Source organism: Rhizobium sp. BT04 (genome assembly GCF_030053135.1).
Lineage (GTDB): Bacteria > Pseudomonadota > Alphaproteobacteria > Rhizobiales > Rhizobiaceae > Rhizobium > Rhizobium binxianense.
This window is the reverse complement of record NZ_CP125652.1, coordinates 4,417,083-4,439,204: the sequence shown is the minus strand read 5'-3', so window position 1 is coordinate 4,439,204 and position 22,122 is coordinate 4,417,083. Positions and strand designations below refer to the sequence as shown.

22 protein-coding genes are annotated in these 22,122 nt (G+C 59.8%); 4 read left to right on the top strand and 18 right to left on the bottom strand.

The window, feature by feature from the left end; genetic code table 11:
* The first annotated feature begins 3 nt into the window (after window positions 1–3).
* Both QMO82_RS30055 and QMO82_RS30050 read left to right on the top strand, forming a co-directional pair.
* Window positions 4–1,503, top strand: a complete 1,500-nt coding sequence (locus QMO82_RS30055) for a glycosyltransferase family 39 protein (protein WP_183606295.1) — start codon at window positions 4–6, stop codon at window positions 1,501–1,503.
* Window positions 1,504–2,988: a glycosyltransferase family 39 protein gene (locus tag QMO82_RS30050; protein ID WP_183606294.1), complete on the top strand. Its 1,485-nt coding sequence runs from the start codon at window positions 1,504–1,506 to the stop codon at window positions 2,986–2,988.
* A 26-nt stretch (window positions 2,989–3,014) separates the two neighbouring features.
* Here the strand turns inward: QMO82_RS30050 and QMO82_RS30045 are convergent, their stop codons facing one another.
* Window positions 3,015–3,518, bottom strand: coding sequence for a hypothetical protein (locus QMO82_RS30045; protein WP_183606293.1), 504 nt, complete (start codon window positions 3,516–3,518; stop codon window positions 3,015–3,017).
* A gap of 257 nt (window positions 3,519–3,775) precedes the next feature.
* On the opposite strand from QMO82_RS30045, the gene QMO82_RS30040 reads away from it, so the two are divergent.
* Window positions 3,776–4,300: a tetratricopeptide repeat protein gene (locus tag QMO82_RS30040; RefSeq protein WP_183606668.1), complete on the top strand. Its 525-nt coding sequence runs from the start codon at window positions 3,776–3,778 to the stop codon at window positions 4,298–4,300.
* Between the two features lie 104 nt (window positions 4,301–4,404).
* On the opposite strand, the gene QMO82_RS30035 is transcribed toward QMO82_RS30040, so the two are convergent.
* The 14 genes from QMO82_RS30035 to QMO82_RS29970 all read right to left on the bottom strand — a co-directional run bounded on the left by QMO82_RS30035 (window position 4,405) and on the right by QMO82_RS29970 (window position 17,299).
* Complete coding sequence (locus tag QMO82_RS30035) at window positions 4,405–4,974, bottom strand: hypothetical protein (RefSeq protein ID WP_183606292.1); 570 nt, start codon at window positions 4,972–4,974, stop codon at window positions 4,405–4,407.
* 61 nt (window positions 4,975–5,035) lie between these two features.
* Window positions 5,036–6,340 carry an AAA family ATPase gene (locus tag QMO82_RS30030; RefSeq protein ID WP_183606291.1) on the bottom strand — a complete coding sequence of 435 codons (1,305 nt, stop codon included), beginning with the start codon at window positions 6,338–6,340 and terminating at the stop codon, window positions 5,036–5,038.
* A 15-nt stretch (window positions 6,341–6,355) separates the two neighbouring features.
* On the bottom strand, window positions 6,356–7,300 hold the full coding sequence (locus QMO82_RS30025; protein ID WP_183606290.1) for a type II secretion system F family protein: 945 nt from the start codon (window positions 7,298–7,300) through the stop codon (window positions 6,356–6,358).
* A 7-nt stretch (window positions 7,301–7,307) separates the two neighbouring features.
* Window positions 7,308–8,261, bottom strand: a complete 954-nt coding sequence (locus QMO82_RS30020; protein WP_183606289.1) for a type II secretion system F family protein — start codon at window positions 8,259–8,261, stop codon at window positions 7,308–7,310.
* The gene (locus QMO82_RS30015; protein WP_183606288.1) at window positions 8,258–9,700 is read right to left on the bottom strand and encodes a CpaF family protein; all 1,443 of its coding nucleotides are present in this window, start codon (window positions 9,698–9,700) and stop codon (window positions 8,258–8,260) included. Before QMO82_RS30015 ends, QMO82_RS30020 begins: the two co-directional genes overlap by 4 nt.
* Window positions 9,701–9,719: 19 nt before the next feature.
* Window positions 9,720–10,292 (bottom strand): L,D-transpeptidase, encoded by a 573-nt coding sequence (locus QMO82_RS30010; RefSeq protein WP_183606287.1) that lies wholly within the window; start codon window positions 10,290–10,292, stop codon window positions 9,720–9,722.
* The gene (locus tag QMO82_RS30005) at window positions 10,289–11,431 is read right to left on the bottom strand and encodes a pilus assembly protein (protein WP_183606286.1); all 1,143 of its coding nucleotides are present in this window, start codon (window positions 11,429–11,431) and stop codon (window positions 10,289–10,291) included. Before QMO82_RS30005 ends, QMO82_RS30010 begins: the two co-directional genes overlap by 4 nt.
* A 10-nt stretch (window positions 11,432–11,441) precedes the next feature.
* Window positions 11,442–12,074, bottom strand: a complete 633-nt coding sequence (locus QMO82_RS30000; RefSeq protein ID WP_183606285.1) for a TadE/TadG family type IV pilus assembly protein — start codon at window positions 12,072–12,074, stop codon at window positions 11,442–11,444.
* Window positions 12,068–12,547 (bottom strand): TadE/TadG family type IV pilus assembly protein, encoded by a 480-nt coding sequence (locus QMO82_RS29995; RefSeq protein WP_183606284.1) that lies wholly within the window; start codon window positions 12,545–12,547, stop codon window positions 12,068–12,070. Before QMO82_RS29995 ends, QMO82_RS30000 begins: the two co-directional genes overlap by 7 nt.
* The gene (locus QMO82_RS29990) at window positions 12,544–14,145 is read right to left on the bottom strand and encodes a TadE/TadG family type IV pilus assembly protein (protein ID WP_183606283.1); all 1,602 of its coding nucleotides are present in this window, start codon (window positions 14,143–14,145) and stop codon (window positions 12,544–12,546) included. Before QMO82_RS29990 ends, QMO82_RS29995 begins: the two co-directional genes overlap by 4 nt.
* Window positions 14,146–14,239: 94 nt before the next feature.
* On the bottom strand, window positions 14,240–14,548 hold the full coding sequence (locus QMO82_RS29985) for a hypothetical protein (protein WP_183606282.1): 309 nt from the start codon (window positions 14,546–14,548) through the stop codon (window positions 14,240–14,242).
* Window positions 14,529–16,016, bottom strand: a complete 1,488-nt coding sequence (locus QMO82_RS29980; RefSeq protein ID WP_183606281.1) for a type II and III secretion system protein family protein — start codon at window positions 16,014–16,016, stop codon at window positions 14,529–14,531. The genes QMO82_RS29985 and QMO82_RS29980 overlap by 20 nt, the downstream gene beginning before the upstream one ends.
* Window positions 16,017–16,071: 55 nt before the next feature.
* Window positions 16,072–16,989 (bottom strand): Flp pilus assembly protein CpaB, encoded by a 918-nt coding sequence (cpaB, locus tag QMO82_RS29975; protein WP_183606667.1) that lies wholly within the window; start codon window positions 16,987–16,989, stop codon window positions 16,072–16,074.
* Window positions 16,990–17,086: 97 nt separating this feature from the next.
* Window positions 17,087–17,299 carry a Flp family type IVb pilin gene (locus QMO82_RS29970; RefSeq protein ID WP_183606280.1) on the bottom strand — a complete coding sequence of 71 codons (213 nt, stop codon included), beginning with the start codon at window positions 17,297–17,299 and terminating at the stop codon, window positions 17,087–17,089.
* Window positions 17,300–17,557: 258 nt separating this feature from the next.
* Here QMO82_RS29970 and QMO82_RS29965 point away from each other — a divergent pair, with 258 nt between their 5' ends.
* Window positions 17,558–18,076, top strand: a complete 519-nt coding sequence (locus QMO82_RS29965) for a prepilin peptidase (RefSeq protein ID WP_183606279.1) — start codon at window positions 17,558–17,560, stop codon at window positions 18,074–18,076.
* 254 nt (window positions 18,077–18,330) lie between these two features.
* On the opposite strand, the gene QMO82_RS29960 is transcribed toward QMO82_RS29965, so the two are convergent.
* The 3 genes from QMO82_RS29960 to QMO82_RS29950 all read right to left on the bottom strand — a co-directional run bounded on the left by QMO82_RS29960 (window position 18,331) and on the right by QMO82_RS29950 (window position 22,093).
* Window positions 18,331–19,092 carry a slipin family protein gene (locus QMO82_RS29960; RefSeq protein ID WP_183606278.1) on the bottom strand — a complete coding sequence of 254 codons (762 nt, stop codon included), beginning with the start codon at window positions 19,090–19,092 and terminating at the stop codon, window positions 18,331–18,333.
* Window positions 19,093–19,121: 29 nt separating this feature from the next.
* On the bottom strand, window positions 19,122–20,531 hold the full coding sequence (locus QMO82_RS29955; protein ID WP_183606277.1) for a nodulation protein NfeD: 1,410 nt from the start codon (window positions 20,529–20,531) through the stop codon (window positions 19,122–19,124).
* A 194-nt stretch (window positions 20,532–20,725) separates the two neighbouring features.
* The gene (locus QMO82_RS29950; RefSeq protein ID WP_183606276.1) at window positions 20,726–22,093 is read right to left on the bottom strand and encodes an aspartate aminotransferase family protein; all 1,368 of its coding nucleotides are present in this window, start codon (window positions 22,091–22,093) and stop codon (window positions 20,726–20,728) included.
* Between the last annotated feature and the right edge of the window lie 29 nt (window positions 22,094–22,122).

Sequence of the window (22,122 nt, the reverse complement as noted above, 5' to 3'; positions counted from 1 at the left end):
ATGATGCTGGAGCGCGCGACGAGGACGATCAAAACCGCGGGCCTGCTGCTTGCGGCCTATTTCGTGCTCAATATCGCGCTACGCATCGCGCTCCCGCATTCGCTGGAGCTCGACGAGGCTGAGCAGTCCTTCTTCTCGCAATATCTGCTGGCGGGCTACGGCCCGCAGCCGCCCTTCTATAACTGGATGCAATATGCCGTCGTTTCGCTGACGGGCATGTCGATCGGCGCGCTGATCGTTCCGAAGAACATCCTGCTGTTCCTATCCTATCTCTTCTATGGCCTTGCCGGGCGGCGCGCGCTGAAGGACGAGGCGCTTGCCGCGGTCGGCATGCTGGCGCTGATTACCCTGCCCCAGGTCTCCTACATGGCCCAGCAGGACCTGACCCACACGACGGCGCTGCTCTTTGCCAGCTCGCTGTTTCTCTACGGCTTCTTCCGCACGCTCGACCGGCCCGATATCGGCAGTTATCTCCTGCTCGGGCTTGCGACCGGCATCGGGCTGATCTCGAAGTATAATTTCGCGCTGATGCCGGTCGCCGCCTTGATCGCCATCTTGCCCGATGCCGAATGGCGGCGCCGGGCGTTCGACTGGCGCATCTTGGCCGCGATCACTGTCGCGCTCGTCATCGTCCTGCCGCATGCGATCTGGCTGCGAGACAATCTCGCATTCGCCTCCTCCGATACTCTGGTCAAGATGGCCGCCGGCAACGAACCCGCCGGCATCATGCGGATCGGCAAGGGCCTTCTCGCCTTTCTCGTCGCCATCGTCGCCTTTGCGGCGCTGCCGGTCGCGATCTTCGCCGCCGCCTTCCGCCGGGATTTTGTCCGGGCGCTTTCGGCCGGAAACCGCTGGACCGGGATGATGGAGCGGATGATGCTCGCAAGCCTTGCCGGCATCGTCCTGATCGTGCTCGTCACCGGCTCCACCACGGTGCGTGAGCGCTGGCTCGACCCGTTCCTGCTGGTGCTGCCGATCTATTTCCTGGCGAAAATGCAGGCGGCCGGCATCGACCTTTCGGCCGGATTGCGCCGCTTCCGGCCGGTGGTGCCGGTGCTGATGGCCTGCGTGCTGATCGCACTCGGCTTCCGCGTCGTCGGCGCCGGGCTGATCGGCACCTACAGCCGGCCGAATGTGCCGATGGCGGGTTTTTCGCGCGAGATGACGCGACAGGCGCGACCGGCGCTGGTGATCGCTTCCGACACCTATATCGGCGGCAACATGCGGCTGCAGTTTCCCGATGTGCCGGTGGTGATCCCGTATTTTCCGGCACCGGGCATTCCGGCCTATGCCGAAGCCAAGGGGCCGGTGCTGATCGCCTGGCGCGGCAAGACGACGGCGACGGCTGCAGATGCGGCCATGCCGGATCGGTTTTCATCGGCGCTGACGGCGGCGGGCATTGCGGCGCAGGAGATCGGCTCGCTGTCGCTTCCCTATTATTTCGGCCGCCAGGGCGACAATTTCGCTCTCGGCTACGCCTGGGTGCAGCCGGAGACCAAATAGATGACCGAAAGCAAACTTCGCGACATCAGGTGGATCTTCGCTCTGCTGGCCGCCTATTTCATGCTTCAGGTCGGCGTGCGGCTCGCCACCTCGCATTCGCTCGATCTCGACGAGGCCGAACAGGCCTTCCGCTCGCAATGGCTTGCCGCCGGCTACGGCCCACAGCCACCCTTCTACAACTGGCTGCAATATACCGTCTTTCAATTGACGGGCGTCTCGCTTGCCGCGCTTTCAGTGGTGAAGAACCTTCTGCTGTTCATCGCCTATCTGCTCTACGGCCTGACCGCGCGTCTCGTCCTGCGCGACAAGGCGCTGGTGGCGATCGCCACGCTTGGGCTGCTGACGATCCCGCAGATGGCTTTCGAGATGCAGCGCGACCTGACGCATACGGTCGCCGTGTTCTTCTCGGCCAGCATCTTCATCTACGGCTTCATTCGCAGCCTGAAGCAGCCAAGCCTTGCCTCCTATCTGATATCAGGCATCGGCATCGGTTTCGGCCTGCTAGCCAAATATAATTTCGCGATCCTGCCGGCGGCAGCTCTGATTGTCGCACTTTCGGATGCGCGACTGCGGCCGCGGATCTTCGATCGGCGGCTGGTGCTGACGGCGACGGTGGCGCTCATCATCACCCTGCCGCATCTCTTCTGGCTGAAGGGCAATCTCGATTTCGCCACCGCGCGCACGCTGGAGAAGATGACCGCGAGCGGCCATGCGAGCTATCCCGCGCAGGTGGCCATGGGGATCAGCTCGCTTGCTCTCGCCATCATCAGCTTTGCCGGCTTGACCGTGGCGGTATTCGCCATCGTCTTCGGCAAGGGCCTTCGTCCGGCGCTGACGGCGGGCTCGCAATGGACGCGGCTGTTCGAGCGGATGATGCTCGTCTTCCTGGTCGGCATTCTGTCGTTGATCGTCTTCGGCGGTGCTGCCGGCATCAAGGATCGCTGGCTGGTGCCGATGCTGTTCATCCTGCCGCTCTATTTCTGCCTGAAGATCGAGGCAGCGGGCGTCGTGACGGACCGAGCGTTCCGGCGGTTCATGGCCGTCATCGCCATCATCATGATCGGCGTGCCGGCAGCCCTTTACGGCAGCGTCGCAGCCGCACGTTTCACCGGCCATTACGAGCGGCTGAACAGGCCCTATGCCACGATGCTGGAAACGCTGCGCCAACAGGCCGAACCGGCGGCGATCCTTGCCGGCGACAGCCTGCTTGCCGGCAACCTCAGGCAGGATATTCCCGGCGTGCCGGTCCTTTCGGTGGATTATCCCGGCTTCCACCCGGATCTTTCAGGCCGGCGCCCGCTTCTCCTGGTGTGGCTCCTTCCCAAGAACGGAAGCGAAGCGCTGCCGCCTGATATGGCGGAATGGCTGCAGGCCAATCTCGGCGCGCCCGCACCCGGGGCATTGGTGATCGACGCGCCCTATTTCTATCCGCGCGGCGACGACCGCTATCGTTTCGGTTATGCTTGGGTCAACCAGCCGGGCTGAACGAAATCAGGATTTGAACGCTTTTTCTATCCCGCCGATATTGCACGCTTGATGACTGTTAAATGGCTGCAGATGCAAGCCAAAAACACGGATATGAAAAGGAAGGGCCCAAGCGGTTGGGATAGCGGCAGGAACGACCAGTCGCCCCGTTGAAATTGAGGCAGCGCAAACTCGGAAAGGCCGGCTTGCGCAACGGCTCCCCGCACCATGGTTAGACCGGTCGCGATCAGCGCGATATGGGCATGGATGAATCCTGAGCGGCGGTGTCTTTGCGGCTGCATGGCCACTCGAATCCCGAAAATCGATGCCAGCATCAACAGGACCGTGGCGCTCCAAATTCCAATGCCGGGTACCGCCAAAAGCAGATAGATGGGCTCGCGCATGACCGGAAGTATCGTCATGTAAAGCCACCAGGCGAAGGCGCTTGAGGGATGGCTTTCCAGGAGCGGTATGCTGAGAACGAAGATCGATGCTATCGCGTAAGCCAGCGATGGCCCAAGTCGCATCATCGTGAAAAGAGCGATCCACATGCGGCGTTCCATCCTTTGACCTGAGGAGGGGATAGGCGACGTTGATTGATTTCCACTCGAAGAGTCGCAAGGCAGATGATGCCTACCTTGGATAGTAGGCATTTTTATCACACTATCGCATTCCGGCGAAGACAGCCTCTCTCGCTTTTTTGTGAGTATATGCTTAAATTCTTGAGTTGTTAGCTTTTTTTCACGATGATTGCCGGTGAACGCATCCGAGTCTTCGGTAAGAGTGTCTGATGGGGATCAAATTGCCAATGTTGCAGATCAGAGCTGGAACTAAATGCATTGCGCTTTTGATAGCGACTGGAGCGATTTTAGCTGGTTGCCAGTCATCCGGCGTGGATGGCCTGGCTGCTTATGGCGATAGTGCAAAGACCGTCGAGGATGACTCAGCCGTCGCCTTCTATAAGAACGACGAGTTGATCACCACCGGCAAACTGCAGTTCCAGGAAAAGAACTACGGAAAATCCTACGCCATTTACAAGCGAGCGGTTGACGTGTTTCCGCAGGATCCGGCCGCCTGGCTAGGCTTGGCGGCCTCCGCCGACATGGTTGCCCGCTTCGACACATCAGACCGCGCCTACCAGCAGCTGTCGCGAATGATCGGCAACACCCCGGTCTACTACAACAATATCGGATATTCTCACCTGTTGCGCGGTGACTTGCGCACGGCCAGGCGGTATTTCCTGAAAGCCTATGAGCTTGATCCCGGAAACGAAATCACTGCCCGCAATCTCGAATTGATGAAGAACAGCGTGAATTACGCTCAGCGGGGATAAGCCCTTCAGCAATCGGCAATCTGCGTCGAGATGAGAGCGCCCTAGCCGCATTGCGCGCATCGGCGCCGCCCCATGGCAGCGTCCGGCGATGGCTTTGGGGTCGTTTACCGCGCCTTGCGAAGTATGAGCTGGCCTTCCGGCGAGAGTGTTCGTTCGTAGCGCGGCAGGTCACTCACTGAAATGCCCCCGGCTTCGATGGATGCCAGAGTGTTATCCGGAGTTTGCGTTTCCGCCGGCATGGCACGGGGTGCGAAAAATTGTGCCGGTTCCTTGCCGGGCGCACTGAGGACCAAAGCCGACCCCATGCGTGTGACGCTGGTGTCGCTGCGCATCCGTTCGTTCATCGACGAAATAGCCTTTTGCAGGCTATCCATCTCCTGGCGGATAAGGGCGACGTCGTCGGCCTTGGCATTGTCCGCGATGTGGCCCGACTGCTTTTCCATTTGTCCTCTCAGGCCATCGATGGACCTTTTGAGCGCGGCAATGGTCTCGCGGCTCTCGCGAACATCCGCAGAGTTTTTGGCGGTATAGATGAGAACGCCGGCATTCACAGGCAGGAGCATCAGGAGCAAACCGACGAGCAACGGGCTTTTTGAGCCTCTCGGCTCCATTGCTGGCGTCTTGCTTGGTTTTGCGCGGTCTGCTTCGACCTCGATATTCGGAATGCTGGTCATTCGTTTACTCCCCCGTAAGTCATCAAATCTGCGTTGGCCGCGATCAGTGCCAGGTCCGCAATCATTCCGACGTGAAGACACCTTCCCACGCCCGTTCGAGCATATCGAGCGACGCGTTTCCGGCTATGCCGTTGAACTCGCAGTAAGATCCGACGAAATCCAGAAGATATTTCGGATGGTAGCAAGACGCGAGCACATCGCCGTTGTACTTGCGATCGTAGAACAGGTTCAGGTCTGGATCACAGACAGCCAATCCGGCGCCGCTGGCATAGGATTTGAAAATTCTGATATATTCGTCGCGCGACGGGGTGTTCACAAAGATCTTATACTTGAGTCGCCGCAAGCCCGCCTCGTCGGAAAGGTCCTTCGGAGCGATATTCGTCGAAAATACCACCAGTTCGTCAAAGGGAACCCTGAACTTCTTGCCGGTGTGCAGCGTCAGGAAGTCATATCCGCGCTCGAGCGGCACAATCCAGCGATTGATGAGCGCCTGCGGCGCCACTTGCTGACGCCCGAAGTCGTCGATGATGAAAACGCCGCCGGACGCCTTTAAGTGTATGGGCGCTTCGTAGACATTCGGTCCTTCGTTGAAGGTGAGGTCGAGCTGATCGAGGGTCAATTCCCCGCCCGTCTTGATCACCGGACGGCGGCATTCGATCCATCGTTGATCCGCTTTCGGATGAGATTCCGTGTCAGCCTCCGATACGGGGTGATGCACGGCTTCGTCATAGAAACTGATGACATGGCCGCCGACCTCGATGGCGTAGGGCACCCAGATCGTTTGGCGAAACAGTTGCGACGTCCGCTCGGCGATGCTCGTCTTTCCGTTGCCGGGTGGTCCGTAAAGCAGGATAGAGCGACCGGAGTTGATGGCCGGGCCGAGCTTTTCGACCAGGGCGTCCGACAGCACCAGCCCGTCAAGGCTGTTGTTCAGCCGCTCCGGGGTCACGCGCTCGTGATGGATGGACTGCAAACCGACTTGCCGGCAGAACGCATCGAGCGACACCGGCGCCGGCCCGACATATTGGCATTGACGCGACGCCGCGTGGGCATATTCGAACCCCTTCATGGAAAGCGCATATCGAATATCGGATCGCACATCCTCACCAGCCAAGCCGCGCGCCTCGAGATAGGCGAGTTTCACGAGCTCCTTGATCAGGATATTGACGATCACTTTCGGCAATTTCATGCGGTCAGCCAGATGAGATGCCGTGGTCGTATCCTGCTCGGCCGCGCATTTTGACGCCAGCCGAAGCAGGAACGACGGATCCAGTCCGGCCTGTTCGATGCCTGCCGGTGCCATCGGCATACGCGGATCGAGGGAAATGATGGCCTCGTGACGATTCTGTTCGAGCGAATACTGCATACGACCTCGCTTGGCTCAACCGCCGGGTTTAATGCTGACAAGAAGACTGACGACTCGCATAACGACGGGAACGAGAACGATGATGAGACTTACCGGAAAAAGGAACGCGCCGAGCGGCAGCAGCATCTTGACCGGCAGGGCGTTTGCCTTTTCCTCGGCGCGAATAATTCGGATGTCGCGCATTTCCTTGCAGTAGACCCGCAACGTCTGCGTTACACTGGTCCCGAGTTCCTCTGATTGGCGGAACAGAACGGATAGGGCCCGGGCTTCGTCAATCCGCAGGCGGACGGCAAGGTTCGCGAGCGCCTCGCGCAATCGCCGGCCACCCCGCACTTCCAGCATCATGATCGAAAGATGCAGGCCGAAGTCCTGACGCTTATCGACGAATTCCCGGGCAACGCGGTTCGCCGCCGCCTCGATGCTCATGCCCGCATCGAGGCAGACGATCAGCATATCCATGAAATCGGGAAAAAGGCGGCGGTATTCCCTCTCCTTGGCGGCGCCACGCCGGTCGATATAGATGTTGACCAGAATAAAGGTGGAGCCCGCGGCAAACATGGCAACGATCAGCGTCGCCACCCCCGACATATCAGGCGAGACCCAATTGAGAACCCAGACCGCCGCGACCAGCACGCCGATACATACCACGGCGCGAACCACCTGAAAGGTGGTCACGGCACCGGCGGCGAAATAGCCTGCCCTGATCAGCCGGTTCTGAGTAGAGTTCACATTGGTGTCACGCCGGGTAATCTCGAAATAACGACGGATCAACCGGTTTTCCGCCTCGCCGAGATCGGCAATCGTCGTATCGACAAGGTGAAACTCTTCGCCTGTTGCCGCCGAGCTCTTCGACACCCGAACCGAGACCTCGCGCTGGCGAAAAAACAATTCCGATGCTGCTGCGGAAAAGATCAGCACTGCAAAGAAGACGATGAGGTAAATTCCATACTCACTCGACATAACAGCCTCAGTACTCGAAGTTGACCATCTTGTAGAGAATGACATTCCCGGTCGCCATGACCGCCAGCAGCACGCTCACGACAATGGTTCCGTGGCCGCTATCCCAGACAGGGTCGAAGTAGGTCGGCGACAATATCTTAATCATCGCGTAGAGCAGAAACGGATACATCGACATGAAGATCGCCGTGATGCGTCCTTCCGAGGAAATCGCCCTGACCTTTGCCTTCAGCAGCGTGCGGTCTCGCAGCGTCTTCGAAAGGTTCTGCAGGATCTCCACGAGGTTTCCGCCGGTTCCCGCCTGTACGCTCAGCGATATCGCAAGCAGGTTCAGATCCTCGACGCCGACCCGGTCCGCCAAGTTCACGAGGGCATCGTCCAGCGTCACGCCGTAGGTGAGTTCATCCGAGAGCAGGCCGAACTCGGTGCCGATCGGATCGGGCATCTCGCGCGCCACCAAAGAAATCGCCGCCGGCAGCGGGTGGCCTGCGGCCAAGCTGCGATTGGCGACATCGAGCGCTTCAGGAAGCTTCAGTTCGAATTTCCTCATGCGGCGCACCCGGGCGCGCCAGACGACGAGTGCGGGGATGAGAAGGCAGATCAGCAGAAAGGCGGGCACCCTAAACAGAGTGCTCGGCAGGAGGATCTGGACGACCAGCCACGTCAAAAGAGCGCCCGCGATCGCGTAGAGAGCAAAACGCTTGGCATCGAACTTGATTCCCGACTGGGCGTAGAACCGCAGCAGCCGCTGCATCAACGGGGTCTGCCGCCAACTGGTTGCGGCGCCGCGCTCCTTGAGCATATCGCCATAGGTCTTGCGATGATCATCGCTGACCTCGAGCAAGCTCAGCCGATGGTTCACAGCGCGGTGGCGTTCGGATGTCTTGAAATAGCCGCGCATGATCGCTTCGACAGCAACAAGGGCGGCGGTAAAAACGGCCGCGTAAAGGAGAAGCAGGATCATTGAACAGGTCCCGTCTGCAGCGGTTTGCCGGGATCAAAAATCGTCACGGGGATTTCGATCCCGAGTTCGGCAAATTCCTCGACGAACCGCGGCCGGATGCCGGTGGCGCGGAATTCTCCATGGATCCGCCCGCCTTCATCGGTGCCGATTTTCTTGAATTTCATAATCTCCTGCATCTGCACGACTTCACCTTCCATGCCGGTGATCTCGGAAATCGAGACAACTTTGCGCGTGCCGTCACTCAGGCGCTGGACCTGCACGATCATGGTGATGGCGGAGGAGATCTGCGAGCGAATGCTCAACTGCGACATCGGCATCCCTGCCATGCCGACCATCTGCTCAAGCCGGCCGACGGCGTCGCGCGGCGTGTTGGCGTGAATGGTCGTCATCGATCCCTCGTGACCGGTGTTCATCGCCTGCAGCATGTCGAACGCCTCGTCACCGCGTACTTCGCCGACGATGATGCGGTCGGGACGCATGCGCAGGGCGTTTTTCAAAAGTTCGCGTTGACGGATCTCGTTGCGTCCGTCGAGCGTCGGCGGTCGGGTTTCCAGACGCCCGACATGCGGCTGCTGCAGTTGAAGCTCGGCCGCATCCTCGATGGTGATCAGGCGCTCCTTTGGCGAAATCTGCGACGAGAGAGCGTTGAGCAAGGTGGTCTTGCCGGAACCGGTGCCGCCTGAAATGACCATGGACACCTTGCCCTTGACCGCGGCGCTGAGAAGGATGCGCATCGCATCGGCCATGGCGCCATATTGCACCAGGCGCTCCATCGTCAGCGGCTTGCGCGTAAATTTGCGGATGGAAACGAGCGGTCCATCGACCGAGATCGGCCGGATGGCGACGTTGACACGCGAGCCATCCTTGAGGCGGGCGTCAACCATCGGCGTCGACTCGTCGACGCGGCGTCCAACCGCCGAGACGATCTTGTTGATCACCCGCAACAGGTGGTCCTCGTCCTTGAACCGGACGGCGGTACTCTCGAGCTTGCCGCTCCGCTCGACATAGACGCTGTTGTAGCCGTTGATGAGAATATCTGCGATCGTGTCGTCGGCCAGCAGCGGCTCGATCGGTCCGAGCCCCAGCATCTCGTCGGTGATATCGCGGATCAGATCATTGATTTCCTTGGCATTCAGCGGAAAATTGTTGTTTCGGATATAGTCCTTGACCAACGGCCGGATCTCGGTGGCGATCTCTTCGTTGTCGAGCGTGTCGAGGATGCCGAGGTTGATGCGATCGAGCAGGTAGCGGTGCAGATTGACCCGCTCGGAAACCATGTCCGGCCCGAGCGAAGCCTCTTCTTCGCTCGGCGTGGCGCTGTCGGAGGGTTGGGCAGGCATGTTCTCAACTGCGCCGACCAAAGACAGTTCGGGCGCCTCCAGATCCTCCCGGATTTCCCCCCGCTGCTTGTAGAAACGCCCGATGATACCGTTCGCCATGTTTCCCGCCCCCGAACTCTTATTTTACAATGACCGTGGAACCGACTTTCACCCTCGCATAGAGATCGATGACGTCGGCATTGCTCATGCGAAAACAGCCCGATGAGGCGAAACCGCCGACCGTCGACTGCTCGTTCGTTCCATGAATGCGGTAGAGCGTGTCGGTCCCGCCCTTGTAGAGATAGATCCCGCGGGCACCCAATGGATTGAGCGGCCCGGCCGGCACCAGGTCCGGAAGCCCGGCTGCGCGCGCCTTCATCTCGGCAGGCGGGCGCCAGTCAGGCCACTCTGCCTTGCGTCCAACCTTGACGGTACCGCTCCAGCGAAATCCGTCTCGTCCGACTCCGATTTTGTAACGGATCGCGCGTCCTTCGGAGATGACGAGATCCAGCGTACGATTCCCGTTGGCGATGACGATTGTCCCGGCCGCGTAGCTTTTTTCGATCGTCACCACGGCGGCTGTCGTCGGCCCAAGGCTTCGCGGCACAAGCCCGGCTGCCGCGGCATCGCCGGCAACGGCCAGAATTGCCAAAACCGCTAGACCGACATCGGCGGCGCGGGACCTTATGCGCCCACTGGCGATAACCTTCATCGCACCAGTGCTCCAAGTTTACCGACCGCGCCGCAGAAGCGCGCCCGGGAATTCACTTGAAATGGCAGCACGCCGCGATTGACCGCCTCGCTCAGAGTATCCCAGTCATCCGCAATGACATGCGTCGGGATCTCCTTGAATATCTTTTCTGTTTGTTGTCGGCGCAGGCCGAGGCCGAAAAACTTGGAGCGGTACTTGTTGATGACGATGAATATCTGATCCGAACTGCCACGCAGCCGGACCAGATTGGCAAACAAATCCTTGGCTTGAGAAAGCGCAGGGACCGTCATTTCGGTGACGATGCAGATGCTGTTGACCGAAGTGAGCACCTCGTATTTCCACGGCGTGTCGTAATAGGGAACGTCGATGATCGTGTGGTCGCTCTCGAAGGCGGCTACATCGAGCATGCGCAGCACGAGTTCACGGCCCTTCGGCGCCATAAGAACGGATGGCTGCTTGAAGGACAGCAGTGAAAAGCCACCCGAATGACGCTTTCGGACGAGATCGATGAATTCCAGATCGACCCGGGAAGGATTGGCGATGACGGGTTTCAAGTCGTAGTCGTTGACGAGGTTGAGATAATAGCCAAGCGCCCCGGAGCAGAAATCCGTGTCGAACAAGTCGATCCGCGGCGTGGAATTCTTGGTCGGCTGGGCCAGCACATGCGCAAGCGACGAAGCGATCATGCTGGCGCCCGCGCCACCGACGGCCGAGACCACGGCATGCACCCGGCTATCGCTGGCCCCGGTGCCCGGCGCATGGGTCGAAATCATGTCGATCAGGGCGCGGCGCTCGAGTGGCTTCTTCAGCCAGTCATTGCCGTTCAGGCGGAAGAGCAGCCGCAGCAAGTCGTCCGGCAGGTCTTCGGAAACGACGACGAGCGGAATGTCCCGATAGCTGGTGCGAAAGGCGAAAAGCTCCGGCTGCTGCAGCAAATTCCCGTTGTCGACGTCGAGAACGATCAGGTTGAATTGCGTCGGATCGAAGCGGCCCTTTTCTCCGAGCGCCTTCAGCGAGAGATGGCGGACATCGTAACGCGAAAGCGACCCGAACGTATCGAGCATGAAGCTCGCTGCAGCCGCGTCGTCGGAGAGAACCAGGATCTTGGTGGATGCGGCAATGTTCATGTGCGCTGTCATTTTCGCTCTCCTACGGGCATTTAAGGATTCCGCACGTCTTTAGATCTTCCGTCGAGATCGTCACCGGATGGGCCGGGATGGTGATGTCGTTCAGTCCCAGCAGCCCGCCGAGGATCGGCAGATCCAAGGGGATATCGCGCACCTCCAGCCGCATCGTCAGCACGGCCCCGTCCGGCCGGCCCCAATAGCCGAGCCCCGATCGCTGATAGGTGACCATCAGCTTATCCGGCGTGATGCGCCAGTTGAGGTCGCAAATACCGGGGTGAGGATCGGTTCCCGCGTTGCAAACGCCGTCGCTTCCCAGGACGATCCGGTTCAATTTCGGCGTGCAGTTGGCACGGTTCGGTCCGCAGGTTGAGGATATTGTGGCATCGTTCGGTGCCGCTTTGCCGTTGTTGAGTGGATCGGCAGCTCCGATCGGGAAAACGGCATCGAAATTCGTCGTCAGCGGATCGGATACGGCGGCCAAACGGGCACCATATTGCAGTGCCTTGACCGTCTGGTTCCACTGCGACATGGCATAGCCGAACTCGATGAAGACGGCGAATACCAGCATGACGATCGGAAAGGTCAGCAATGCTTCGACAAGGCTGACACCACTGCTATCCTGCCAGAAGGTCTTGATCGCCCTAGAGGTCACCATCCGATGTATCTCTCTTCATGGAAGGAACTGATCGTGATGGCACCGATTCCGAGAAAGCCGAACACCGGCGAGGTCTCGTAGAGATGAGCAGTTGAGATGGTGATGTTCCCGTCTGCATCGGGTGCCGTGATGGTGATGTCGGCGGCGTCCTTCCAGCCGGGTACGCGGGGTTTAGCGCCTGCTGCAGGTGTTTGGGTTCCGTAAAAGGCGATCGTCTTCGCAGTCGCCTGATTGCATGTCGGCACATAGGTTCCCGACACCGGTCGGCATCGCGAGAGGTAACGCCCCGCATCGCGCAAGCCTGCGTCGATCTGCATACGCTCCCAGAAGATGCTGCCAAACTCCAGTATCCCCGCCGCAAAGAGCGTCACAAAGGGGATGGCGAGCAGCGCTTCGGCGAGCACCGCGCCTTCCTCCCGCCGCCAGAAGCCGAGGCAAAGCCGATGCCGGATAAAGTTGCGGAGCGCCATCATCTGACCAGCTCCGCTTCTTCCCGCAGGAATTCCTCCAGCGTACCGCGACCACCCTTGCCCGAGATGTCGATCACCTCGAGCGAAAGATAGCGCTCGCTACCGGCCTTGATCGCCGGTTTGGTCATGAACATGCGCGCAAAGGCAACCGCCTGCGTCTGCTTCTGACCATTCAGATGGCCGACCGATGCCTCGTAGCCGCAATTGACGATTGCGGCGAAAATCTCTCGGCGATCGCCGTACTCGCTCCCCGTGTAGTTCGAGAGAGCAGGTCCCGAATAGCACTGACCGCCGCCCGTCGTCGGCGTACCGACCTCGCCGTTCGCAGAGGCATGGTTGAGCAGCGCCGCGGTATTGAGCTCGTAACGATAGACATCATAGGCAGAGGGCCGACTCGGCGTTCCGGTGGCCCCCGGGGGATAGCTGGAATAGTTGCCTAGGATCGCGCTGACCGACGGCGCCGTGCCTCCCTGGGCGACACTCCAGTAGTTTGTGTAGTTCCAATTGTTGCCGGTGCTGATCTTGCCGCCGCCGAGGGGGCTCATGGTTGCGCCGTAACCCAAAGGCACCGCCTTGGTGACATCGCCGACCGTGCTGCCGACCATTGCCGGGTCGTAGCCTTTGCAGCCGTTCTGCCCTGTTTGCTTTTGCGCGGAGCGGACGTTCTGGGCCGGGCGATAGCGGCTGTCCCCGCGCGAGCCCTTGAACGACCCCTCATAAATGCCGAAGCGCGTATTGACGCCAGCTTCCACGGGTCCGGCCATGGCACCCGTCTCGGTATCGAGGCTGTCCTGGGTATAACAGGCCCCCGGATTGCCGGTCGCCAGAGCCTCTGCCATCACGTTCGCGCCATTGCCCAGCGGGGTCCGCAGGAACCCGAAATTGCCAGGCCCGGGGCTGGACGAAGACGTGCTGTACATTTCGATTTGCCGGCCGTAGAGATTGCCGGCCGCGAAGTTGGTGTGGAGATCCGCCGCCGCCTGTTCGTTGGCGGCCGGGCTCGTATTGCCAGCCGGCTCATAGGGATTGCAGATGAAGATCGGCGTGATATCACAGGCGCTGGCATGGTATACCGCCACGGCATCGGCAGAGATGTTGATCGTATCGCGGGTGAAGCCAACCGGGATCGGAAAGATCGTCTGCATCGCCTGCGGCTTGGCGATGACCCAGGCGTAGGAAGCTTCGCTGGCCGTGGTCGTTTCCATCGAAGACGGGATGGGCGTATCGTCATTGGCCGGGATGCTCTTCAGAAAAAGCACGGTGACCGTGCTCCCGGCATCGTTGCCGGCGTCGTAGGCCACGGTAATATACGAGCCAAGCGACATGCCGGCTCCGCCCCCGGAAAAAGCCGCGCTGTTGGCGATTTTCTCGATCGCCGTCTGTGCCCTCGAAATGGCGTCGTCGCGGCCGTCGAGTTCGCGGGCTCCGGCCAGCGCCATCGCATCGACCGCGTTCTGAAGATCGGTATGCAGGTTGCTGCTGCGGCCGACATCGATGATCAGCAGCGAAAAGCCGAGAAGCATCGGCATGGCGATGAGCGTCAAGGCGATGACATAGCCACGATGATCGTTCCAGAACCGTCTGATAACCCTGCTCAGCATTGGCATACCCCCATCGCGGCGCTATCGCCGTGACGACCCCGTTTCGTGCATTTCCCCTTCCGGCGCGCTGCCGCCGTTCATGCCTTTCGATCAGCTACTGGCTGACGGTGGCCCCACTGGACGCCCCATTGGCCTCCATGGCCGGCGACGGCTGAATAACGCCCACCCCGCCGTTCTGATACTCAGTGACCGCCCTGCGGATTACCTTGCCGTCGCTTGCGATTCGGGTTCGCTGGGCCTCCGGCGGGAACGGATCCTCGGTATGGATGGCCTTGTTTGCTTCCATGGCGTTGCCGGCCCCGAATGTGATCGTATCGCGATGGTTCATGTAGTCGGCACAGCCGGAAGCCAGGCCGGCGGCAGCAAGGACGAAAAGGACGCGCTTAGCGTTTTGTAAGAGCAACTTGGCCTCCCTGGCTCAGGTCGAGACGATGGCCATAGGGCCCGGTCACACCTTCGCCGTTGCGAAAGCGTCGGAGCATGTCCTTGTCGACTTCCAGGACACCGAGCGCGAAAAGCTCGGCGTCGTTGGACGAACGCGTCTGGTCGAGGGGACTGTAGAGGTCCTCGCCCGGGCGGGCTGGTCGCACAATGTGCGGGGTGACGACGATAACGAGGTCGGATTCCTTCTTCTGGAAACTCGTCGAACGGAACAGCGCGCCGAGGATCGGTATCTGCCCGAGGCCTGGCAGTTGCTGGATGTCTTTGGCATTGATCGACTGCAGCAGGCCCGCCATGGCAAAGCTCTGGCCGTCGCGAAGCGCTACCGTGGTGCTGGCAGCGCGCGAGATGAAACCCGGATTGCCGTTGACGTTGATCGACGGATCAATCTCGGAAACCTCAGGCTCGATCTCCAGATTGATGACGCCGTCGTCAAGCACCACCGGCTTGAAGGTCAGCCGCACACCGAAGGGGCGATAGTCCGTCTCTGTGGCGACCGTCGTGCCGTTGTTCGTCGTCTTCAGGATCGGCACTTCACCGCCGGCATGGAAGCTGGCGGTCGAGCCGCTCATGGCGATGAGGTTCGGCTGAGCCAGGCGACGCACCAATCCCTTCTGCTCGAGCGCATTGATGACCACATCGATGCGGCCGCCGGAGATTTCCAGCACCTTGGCAATCAACTGGCCGAAGGGCAGCATACCCGTTGCCGCACCCTTGGGGTCGACGAGGGTACGGACCAGGCTGCCATTATCGTCCACGGTGATACCCTGGCTGGTCGTTGCCTTGCCGATGCCGTTGTTGCCGCGCCCGGACCAACCGATCCCGAGGTCACGACCCGTCTGGCGCGAGGCTTCGATGACACGGACCTCCAGCATCACCTGCTGGCTGTCGCTGACGCGCAACTGATTCAGCACCGGCTGGTCGGAATAGGACTGGGCGACTTCCATCACCCGCTGCAATTCGATGCCGTCACGGACAGTGCCCGTCAGACGAATGCGATCGTTGGAGTTGATCACCCTGACCCGGGCCGAAGGCGCGGCAGAGCGAATGGCGGAGGTGACTTCGGTGAAATCGTTGGCAACGCGAATGTCGATGACGCCGAGAAGCGCCTTGTCGTCGCCATAGACCGAGATATTGGTGGCGCCGGTCTTCTTGCCGCGGATGAACAGCGACCGGTCGGAAAGCGGCACCACGTCGATCATGTCGGCGCTGCCGATGACCAGATCGCCGAAGGGCTGGCCGGTATTGAGCGTCAGCGTCTCGTTCGGAGGCAAGGTCACATGCTGGACCGATTTGCCTAGGGTGACCGACTTTTCCTGTGCGTTGGCGTAGCCGGTAAATCCAGGCCCCAAACACACACAGGCCGAAAACACTGCCGCCCATGCCGCAAGGCTTTTCGTCCCTGCGATTCGTTTTTTGCCGTTCGCCATGCCTGCTTTAGCCCCCTCCTTCGGCCGGCCGCACCCGCGGCAGGCCGCATAAACATCACTGGATCAGGCCGACTCGGTGCTCCTCGCGCTTCGTCGTGTTCCAGACCCCCACTGTTACCCACTTCGGCTCGACCGGCAACACCGGTTCGACCTTCGGCTCCACAATCTGCACTTGTTTTTCAGGTTCTGGCAACTCAATCTTTGCCAAATCCTTGCCGAGTTCCGCCGCCATCGCCCCGCCACCGAGGTCGGCGACGGTGATTGGCCGGGTTTGCTCAACAGAGGAAGAGGCAATATTGCGAAGCGCCAGCGAGAGCGTGCCGACACTGGAGCCGAGGGTAAGGCGCTGCGCCTCATCGGTCGTGACCTCAAAGGTCACGGTTTTCACGACGGATGGCTCGTCCTTGCGCTCGTCTGCCGTCTGATCCACCGCCAGCACCTTGACGCCTTGCAGCAGCACGTCGACGAAGGTCTGATCGTTGCCTGCCGGCTCTCGCACGACCCGCGTCAGAAGCACGTCGACGCGATCGGAAGGCCTGACGAAGCCGGCAACCCCGAGCACGTCGTTGACACGGATGGAAACCGCCTTCATGCCCTGGTCGAGCGCCGCCGACAGCGTGGCGCGTTCGCCGGTCCCAGTGATTTTCGAGGATAACACCGGCTCGCCGGGGTCGATCGCCGCCATGGCATAGCGCGGCTGGGCATCGTTGCCGACGACCATCTCGATGCTGACGAACGAACCTGCGGGTGTTTCATTGGAGGGCCACGGAATGGCTCTGAGATTTTCGGATCGGATCCGGTCGCCGAAGCGCATCGGCTTGGCGGCGACAACGAGTGTTCTTTCTTCGGCCTTTATGCCGTTCATCGCCAACAGCCGGGCCTTCTGATCGGAGAGATACTCGCGCATGCCGAAAACGGCTGCTGCAGCGAGCACAAACGCAATAACGAGACTTAAAATCGTTGAAGAACGCATCGCGGTTACTCGTACACTGGATGGAGCGAATCCATTCATTGATGCTAATTTAGAAGAGAGGGGTTAACAAACCCCCCTCTTCTTTGCAATGCCAATATCAGCCTGCTGGTGCTGCTGCTGGCGGGGCGGACACGTTGTCCGTAAACCACGTCGCCCAGGTGTCCCAAGCGGCAGACAGATTTTGGCCGGCCAATGTCACCGCCCCGATCACACCGCCAACCAGCAAGGCAAGCAGAATGAGGTATTCAGTGAGTGCGACGCCATCTTCTTCCCGCGCGAAAGCGCGTACGCTATTTACAAAGGCTTTCATCGAGAATTTCCTCCCAGATAAGTTGTGCGCCGTAATCCCCCCGGCCGCCTTGTCGTCGAGACCGCCTCTTCGACTGGGACCATTAATAATCTCTTAACTCTAATTTAGTCAATCGATTTATACGCAGTCTCTCGACATCTATACTTTATGGTTAAGACCAAAGTCCCGGTGCCTATTCGTAAAAACTGACTCAGTCATCTGGATTTACTGTAGAACAACTTGCAAATCAGGCTATAATAGCCCAAAAGGGTGAATACCATGCCGCAAATGATCGATGTTATTAGTTCGCTTTCGGTATTTCTTTTTCTCTACGCCGCCTGGACCGATTTCCGCACATGGAAGATCCCCAACACGATCGTGCTCGCTCTCGTTGCACTTTATGCATTGCGCACGGTGGCCGTGATACTTGGCTCACAGGATGTCGGCGCTGCGCTGTTTGCGTCGAGCGGAATTGGCGGCGACGTCGGGGCCGGTCTGCTGATGTTCGCACTTGGGGTGGCGCTCTGGGCGTTCCGGCTGTTTGGCGCAGGAGACGCCAAACTTTTCCTGCCGATCGGCCTTTTTATCGGCTGGCACGGAATGCTGCCGTTTTCGTTTTTGCTCCTCGTCCTCGGCATCGTGACGCTCCTGCTTCTGCGGCTGCCGGTGCCGCTGCCCGTCGCACATCTCGCCTTTTTCATGCGCGTCGAGGAAATCCGGGCGAGCCGGAAGGTACCTTACGGCGTCGTGATGGTTTTCGCCGCGCTCCTCACCTTGGCCTTGCCCATGATCCGATAGCAGCTGCAGCTACGGTGACCCGGCATCGACATGCTTCCTCGCAAGAGCACCTTTGCCAAAGCGTTCAACTTTGGTGGTGGCGGATGTCAGGGGCAATGGCATTGCGGGGAATGGGGTTGTGTGACTTTGACGGCCGCCTTCGGAGTTCAGCAGGATGCCCGCTTCCCGATAGCCGTGAGCCTTGTCGGCAGCGAGGAGGCGCTTTTCAAGCGTGCCTTGAGGGCCGCAAAGAGTAATTGTTCAGTGCCGTTCGATCACTTCGGCTTAATGGTCATCAGATTGCCGAACTCCATCGGGAAGGGGAATAAAATCGTCGAGGTCTTCTCGCTGGCGATAACGTTCAAAGTGCTCAAATAACGAAGTTGCATCGCCTCCGGCTGCTTGGCCAGAATTTCGGCCGCTTCCAGTAGCTTCGCCGCAGCTTGCTGTTCGCCCTCGGCATTGATGACCTTTGCGCGGCGTTCGCGTTCGGCTTCCGCTTGGCGAGCAATTGCACGAATCATCGACTCGTTGATATCCACATGTTTGATCTCGACAGTGGCTACTTTAATTCCCCAAGCATCCGTCTGAGTGTCAAGGATTTCCTGAATATCCGAGTTGAGCCTGTCACGTTCTGCCAGCATCTCATCGAGATCGTGCTTGCCGAGCACGGAGCGCAACGTCGTCTGGGCAAGCTGGCTCGTTGCCATCATGAAATCCTCGACCTGTATTGTCGACTTCTCGGGGTCAATAACTCTGAAATAGATCACCGCGCTGACACGAACCGAAACATTGTCATGTGAGATGACGTCCTGGCTGGGGACATCGAGTACGCGCGTGCGCAAATCGACCCGCATCATCTGCTGGACATAGGGGATGAGCAGAATCAAGCCGGGTCCCTTGACTCCGGTAAAGCGGCCAAGTGTGAAGACGACGCCGCGTTCATATTCCCTCAGAATCTTCACCGCGGATGCGAGGATGGCGACCAAAATGACAATGGCCACCACATAGAAGGCAAGATCTGCAAACATTTCCATGACTTCTCCTCCTGCTTCCTGAGTGACCGTTAAGTGTCCTTAGGACGGCTGGCGACCTCGAGCGCAAGCCCATTGCGGCCAGTGACGCTGACAGGGTCACCAGCAACAAGCGGTTCGGCGGAAACCGCCTTCCAGCGTTCGCCATGCGCAATGACGTAGCCCGTGAGCCCCGTCCAACTCTCAACTTTGCCGGAGATGCCGATCATCTGTTCCGCACCGGTGGCAACCTGGCGCAAGCGCGAGGTGAATGCCAAGCGAGCAACGACAAGGCTAAAGGCAAGAGTCGCAAAGGCAATCGCGCCCAGTAGCACGCGCGACACTTCCAGGCCGGGTACATCGGTATTAAACAAAATCGTTGCTCCCAGGATCACGGCTACCCCGCCGCCAATGCCGAAAGCGCCGAAGCTTGGCGAATGCGCCTCAGCCACAGTCAATCCTACACCGAGGAAAATAAGCCCCAGGCCGGCAAAACTCACCGGCAGCAATGCGAGGGCATAGAGACCAAGGAGGAGGCAGATGCCGCCGATCGTGCCAGGAAGCATTGTCCCAGGTGCGAGAAATTCGAACATCAGGCCATAGATACCGACCATGATCAGGATGATTGCGATGTTCGGATCGGTAATGACGGAAAGCAGGCGCGTGCGCCAATCAGGCTCGAATTCCTGCACGACTAAACCGGCGGTGTCGAGCTGGGCGTCCGCTTGACCGACCCGCACCATGTACCCTTGTGCCTTTGCAAGAAGATCGTTGACATCGACTGCCGTGAAATCGATGGCATGTTCGCGCACTGCCGCATTGGATGAAAGGCTCGCAGCTTCGCGGACAGCACGCTCTGCCCAGTCGGCGTTGCGATTGCGCAATTCCGCAAGCCCGCGAATGTAAGCGACGGCGTCGTTAACTGCTTTGGCTTCGCTGGCATTGCCTGGAGCTTCTGCCTGTTTGTCACTAGGCTCGCTCGGCTTCTTTTCGGGTTCCGCATCACCGCCGAAAGGCTTTATGCTGAGCGCGATTGGTGTCGCCGCACCCAGATTGGTCCCAGGCGCCATTGCCGCAATGTGGCTTGCGTAGAGAATATAGGTGCCGGCGCTGGCAGCCCGTGCCCCACTCGGTGCGACGAAGCCCGCGACAGGCACTGGTGAGGCAAGAATCGCGCGAATGATTTCCCGCATGGAGGTGTCAAGGCCACCGGGTGTGTCCATCTGCAGAATGATCAAGGCCGCTTCACGTTCGCCGGCACGCTGGATGCCTCGTATCACGTAGTCAGCGATGGCGGGCCCAATCGCGCCGTTCACCTTGAGAATGACAGCGGCTCGGTTGGACTCCGACGCCGACGGTGCGACGAAGCCAAAAGCTGAGAGCAGCAAAAACAACAAAGTGGAGATTGGCGGTTGCCATCGCCAACACCTTAATCCGCGCGTGACAATCTGCGGAACGTACATAGCATTTAATGTATGTCGGAAATTACAAACAAAAAGGAGAAGGCGTCTCAAGATTTACGAACAAGCGAAGAACGCCAAGCTCAAGGCTTGGCTTGCATGGTTGGTTTAAGCCTCAAGCACTGGATGGGTTCCGAAGCCAATGATGATCATTGCCGTTGCGCCTTCCTACGGTGACCCGGCATCGCTGAGGGGAGTTACGACTTCAATTCCTTCCAGGCGGCATCCAGCGCCAGCCTGGTCATCCCGATCATCTCGTCCACCTCCGCGTGGGTGATGACAAGCGGCGGCGAGGCGAGCATGCGGTCGCCGGTGGCGCGCAGCACGAGGCCGTTCGCCAGCGCGTGGTTGCGCACCAGCGCACCGACCTGATCGGGCTTGGCATAACGGGTGCGGGTGCGCTTGTCGGCGGCAAGCTGCAGGGCGCCCATCAGACCGATGCTAACGGCCTCGCCGACCAGATCATGCTCGGCGAGCGCCGCCCAGGCCTTGCCGAAATAGGGGCCGATATCGTCGCGCACACGCTCGACCAACCTTTCCTCCTCGATGATCCGCAGGTTTTCGAGTGCGGCGGCGGCGCAGACCGGATGACCGGAATAGGTGAAGCCGTGATTGAAGTCGCCGACCTCGTTGATCAGCACGTCGGCGATGCGGTCGCTGACGAGCACGCCGCCGATCGGCAGGTAGCCGGAGGACAGCCCCTTGGCGATCGGCGCGAGATCCGGCTCGACGCCGAAATGCTGATGGCCGAACCAGGCGCCGAGACGGCCAAAACCGCAGATCACCTCGTCGGTTACCAGCAGGATATTGCGCGCCTTGCAGATGCGGTCGATTTCCGGCCAGTAGGTTTCGGGCGGGATGATGACGCCGGCGGCACCCTGTACCGGTTCGGCAACGAAGGCGGCGACATTTTCCTCGCCCAGTTCGTCGATCTTCGCTTCGAGCTCGCGAGCAACCTTGAGACCGAATTCGGCGGGCGAGAGATCGCCGCCCTCGCCGTACCAATAGGGCTGGCCGATATGGACGATGCCTGGGATCGGCAGATCACCCTGCTCGTGCATGTACTTCATGCCGCCGAGGCTGGCGCCGGCAACAGTCGAACCGTGATAGCCGTTCTTCCTCGATATCACGATCTTCTTCGACGATTTGCCGACCGCACGCCAATAGACTCGGGCCATGCGGAACCATGTGTCGTTCGCTTCCGAGCCGGAGCCGGTGAAGAAGATATGGTTGAAACGCTCGCCGGCATGAGAGGTGACTTTCTCGGCAAGCAGCGCGGTCGGCGTCGAGGTCGTCCCAAAGAAGGTGTTGTAATAGGGCAGTTCGTTCATCTGCCGCGCGACGGCTTCGGTGATCTCCCGGCGACCATAACCGATATTGACGCACCAGAGGCCGGCAAAGCCGTCGAGATATTTCCTGCCGTGATTGTCGAAGATGTAGACGCCCTCGCCGCGCTGAATGACGCGCGTGCCTTCGGCATTCAATTTCTTCATGTCGGCGAAGGGATGCAGGTGGTGCGCTGCGTCGATCGCGGCGAGATTCGAGAGAGGGTAAGTATCGGGCATGGCTGGTGAAAGACCCTCGTGGATTGAAA

Coding starts and splice junctions, on each gene's coding strand:
- QMO82_RS30055 (WP_183606295.1), top strand. CDS start 4: ATGCTGGAGCGCGCGACGAGGACGATCAAAACCGCGGGCCTGCTGCTT.
- QMO82_RS30050 (WP_183606294.1), top strand. CDS start 1,504: ATGACCGAAAGCAAACTTCGCGACATCAGGTGGATCTTCGCTCTGCTG.
- QMO82_RS30045 (WP_183606293.1), bottom strand. CDS start 3,518: ATGTGGATCGCTCTTTTCACGATGATGCGACTTGGGCCATCGCTGGCT.
- QMO82_RS30040 (WP_183606668.1), top strand. CDS start 3,776: ATGTTGCAGATCAGAGCTGGAACTAAATGCATTGCGCTTTTGATAGCG.
- QMO82_RS30035 (WP_183606292.1), bottom strand. CDS start 4,974: ATGACCAGCATTCCGAATATCGAGGTCGAAGCAGACCGCGCAAAACCA.
- QMO82_RS30030 (WP_183606291.1), bottom strand. CDS start 6,340: ATGCAGTATTCGCTCGAACAGAATCGTCACGAGGCCATCATTTCCCTC.
- QMO82_RS30025 (WP_183606290.1), bottom strand. CDS start 7,300: ATGTCGAGTGAGTATGGAATTTACCTCATCGTCTTCTTTGCAGTGCTG.
- QMO82_RS30020 (WP_183606289.1), bottom strand. CDS start 8,261: ATGATCCTGCTTCTCCTTTACGCGGCCGTTTTTACCGCCGCCCTTGTT.
- QMO82_RS30015 (WP_183606288.1), bottom strand. CDS start 9,700: ATGGCGAACGGTATCATCGGGCGTTTCTACAAGCAGCGGGGGGAAATC.
- QMO82_RS30010 (WP_183606287.1), bottom strand. CDS start 10,292: ATGAAGGTTATCGCCAGTGGGCGCATAAGGTCCCGCGCCGCCGATGTC.
- QMO82_RS30005 (WP_183606286.1), bottom strand. CDS start 11,431: ATGACAGCGCACATGAACATTGCCGCATCCACCAAGATCCTGGTTCTC.
- QMO82_RS30000 (WP_183606285.1), bottom strand. CDS start 12,074: ATGGTGACCTCTAGGGCGATCAAGACCTTCTGGCAGGATAGCAGTGGT.
- QMO82_RS29995 (WP_183606284.1), bottom strand. CDS start 12,547: ATGATGGCGCTCCGCAACTTTATCCGGCATCGGCTTTGCCTCGGCTTC.
- QMO82_RS29990 (WP_183606283.1), bottom strand. CDS start 14,145: ATGCTGAGCAGGGTTATCAGACGGTTCTGGAACGATCATCGTGGCTAT.
- QMO82_RS29980 (WP_183606281.1), bottom strand. CDS start 16,016: ATGGCGAACGGCAAAAAACGAATCGCAGGGACGAAAAGCCTTGCGGCA.
- cpaB (WP_183606667.1), bottom strand. CDS start 16,989: ATGCGTTCTTCAACGATTTTAAGTCTCGTTATTGCGTTTGTGCTCGCT.
- QMO82_RS29970 (WP_183606280.1), bottom strand. CDS start 17,299: ATGAAAGCCTTTGTAAATAGCGTACGCGCTTTCGCGCGGGAAGAAGAT.
- QMO82_RS29965 (WP_183606279.1), top strand. CDS start 17,558: ATGCCGCAAATGATCGATGTTATTAGTTCGCTTTCGGTATTTCTTTTT.
- QMO82_RS29960 (WP_183606278.1), bottom strand. CDS start 19,092: ATGGAAATGTTTGCAGATCTTGCCTTCTATGTGGTGGCCATTGTCATT.
- QMO82_RS29955 (WP_183606277.1), bottom strand. CDS start 20,531: ATGTACGTTCCGCAGATTGTCACGCGCGGATTAAGGTGTTGGCGATGG.
- QMO82_RS29950 (WP_183606276.1), bottom strand. CDS start 22,093: ATGCCCGATACTTACCCTCTCTCGAATCTCGCCGCGATCGACGCAGCG.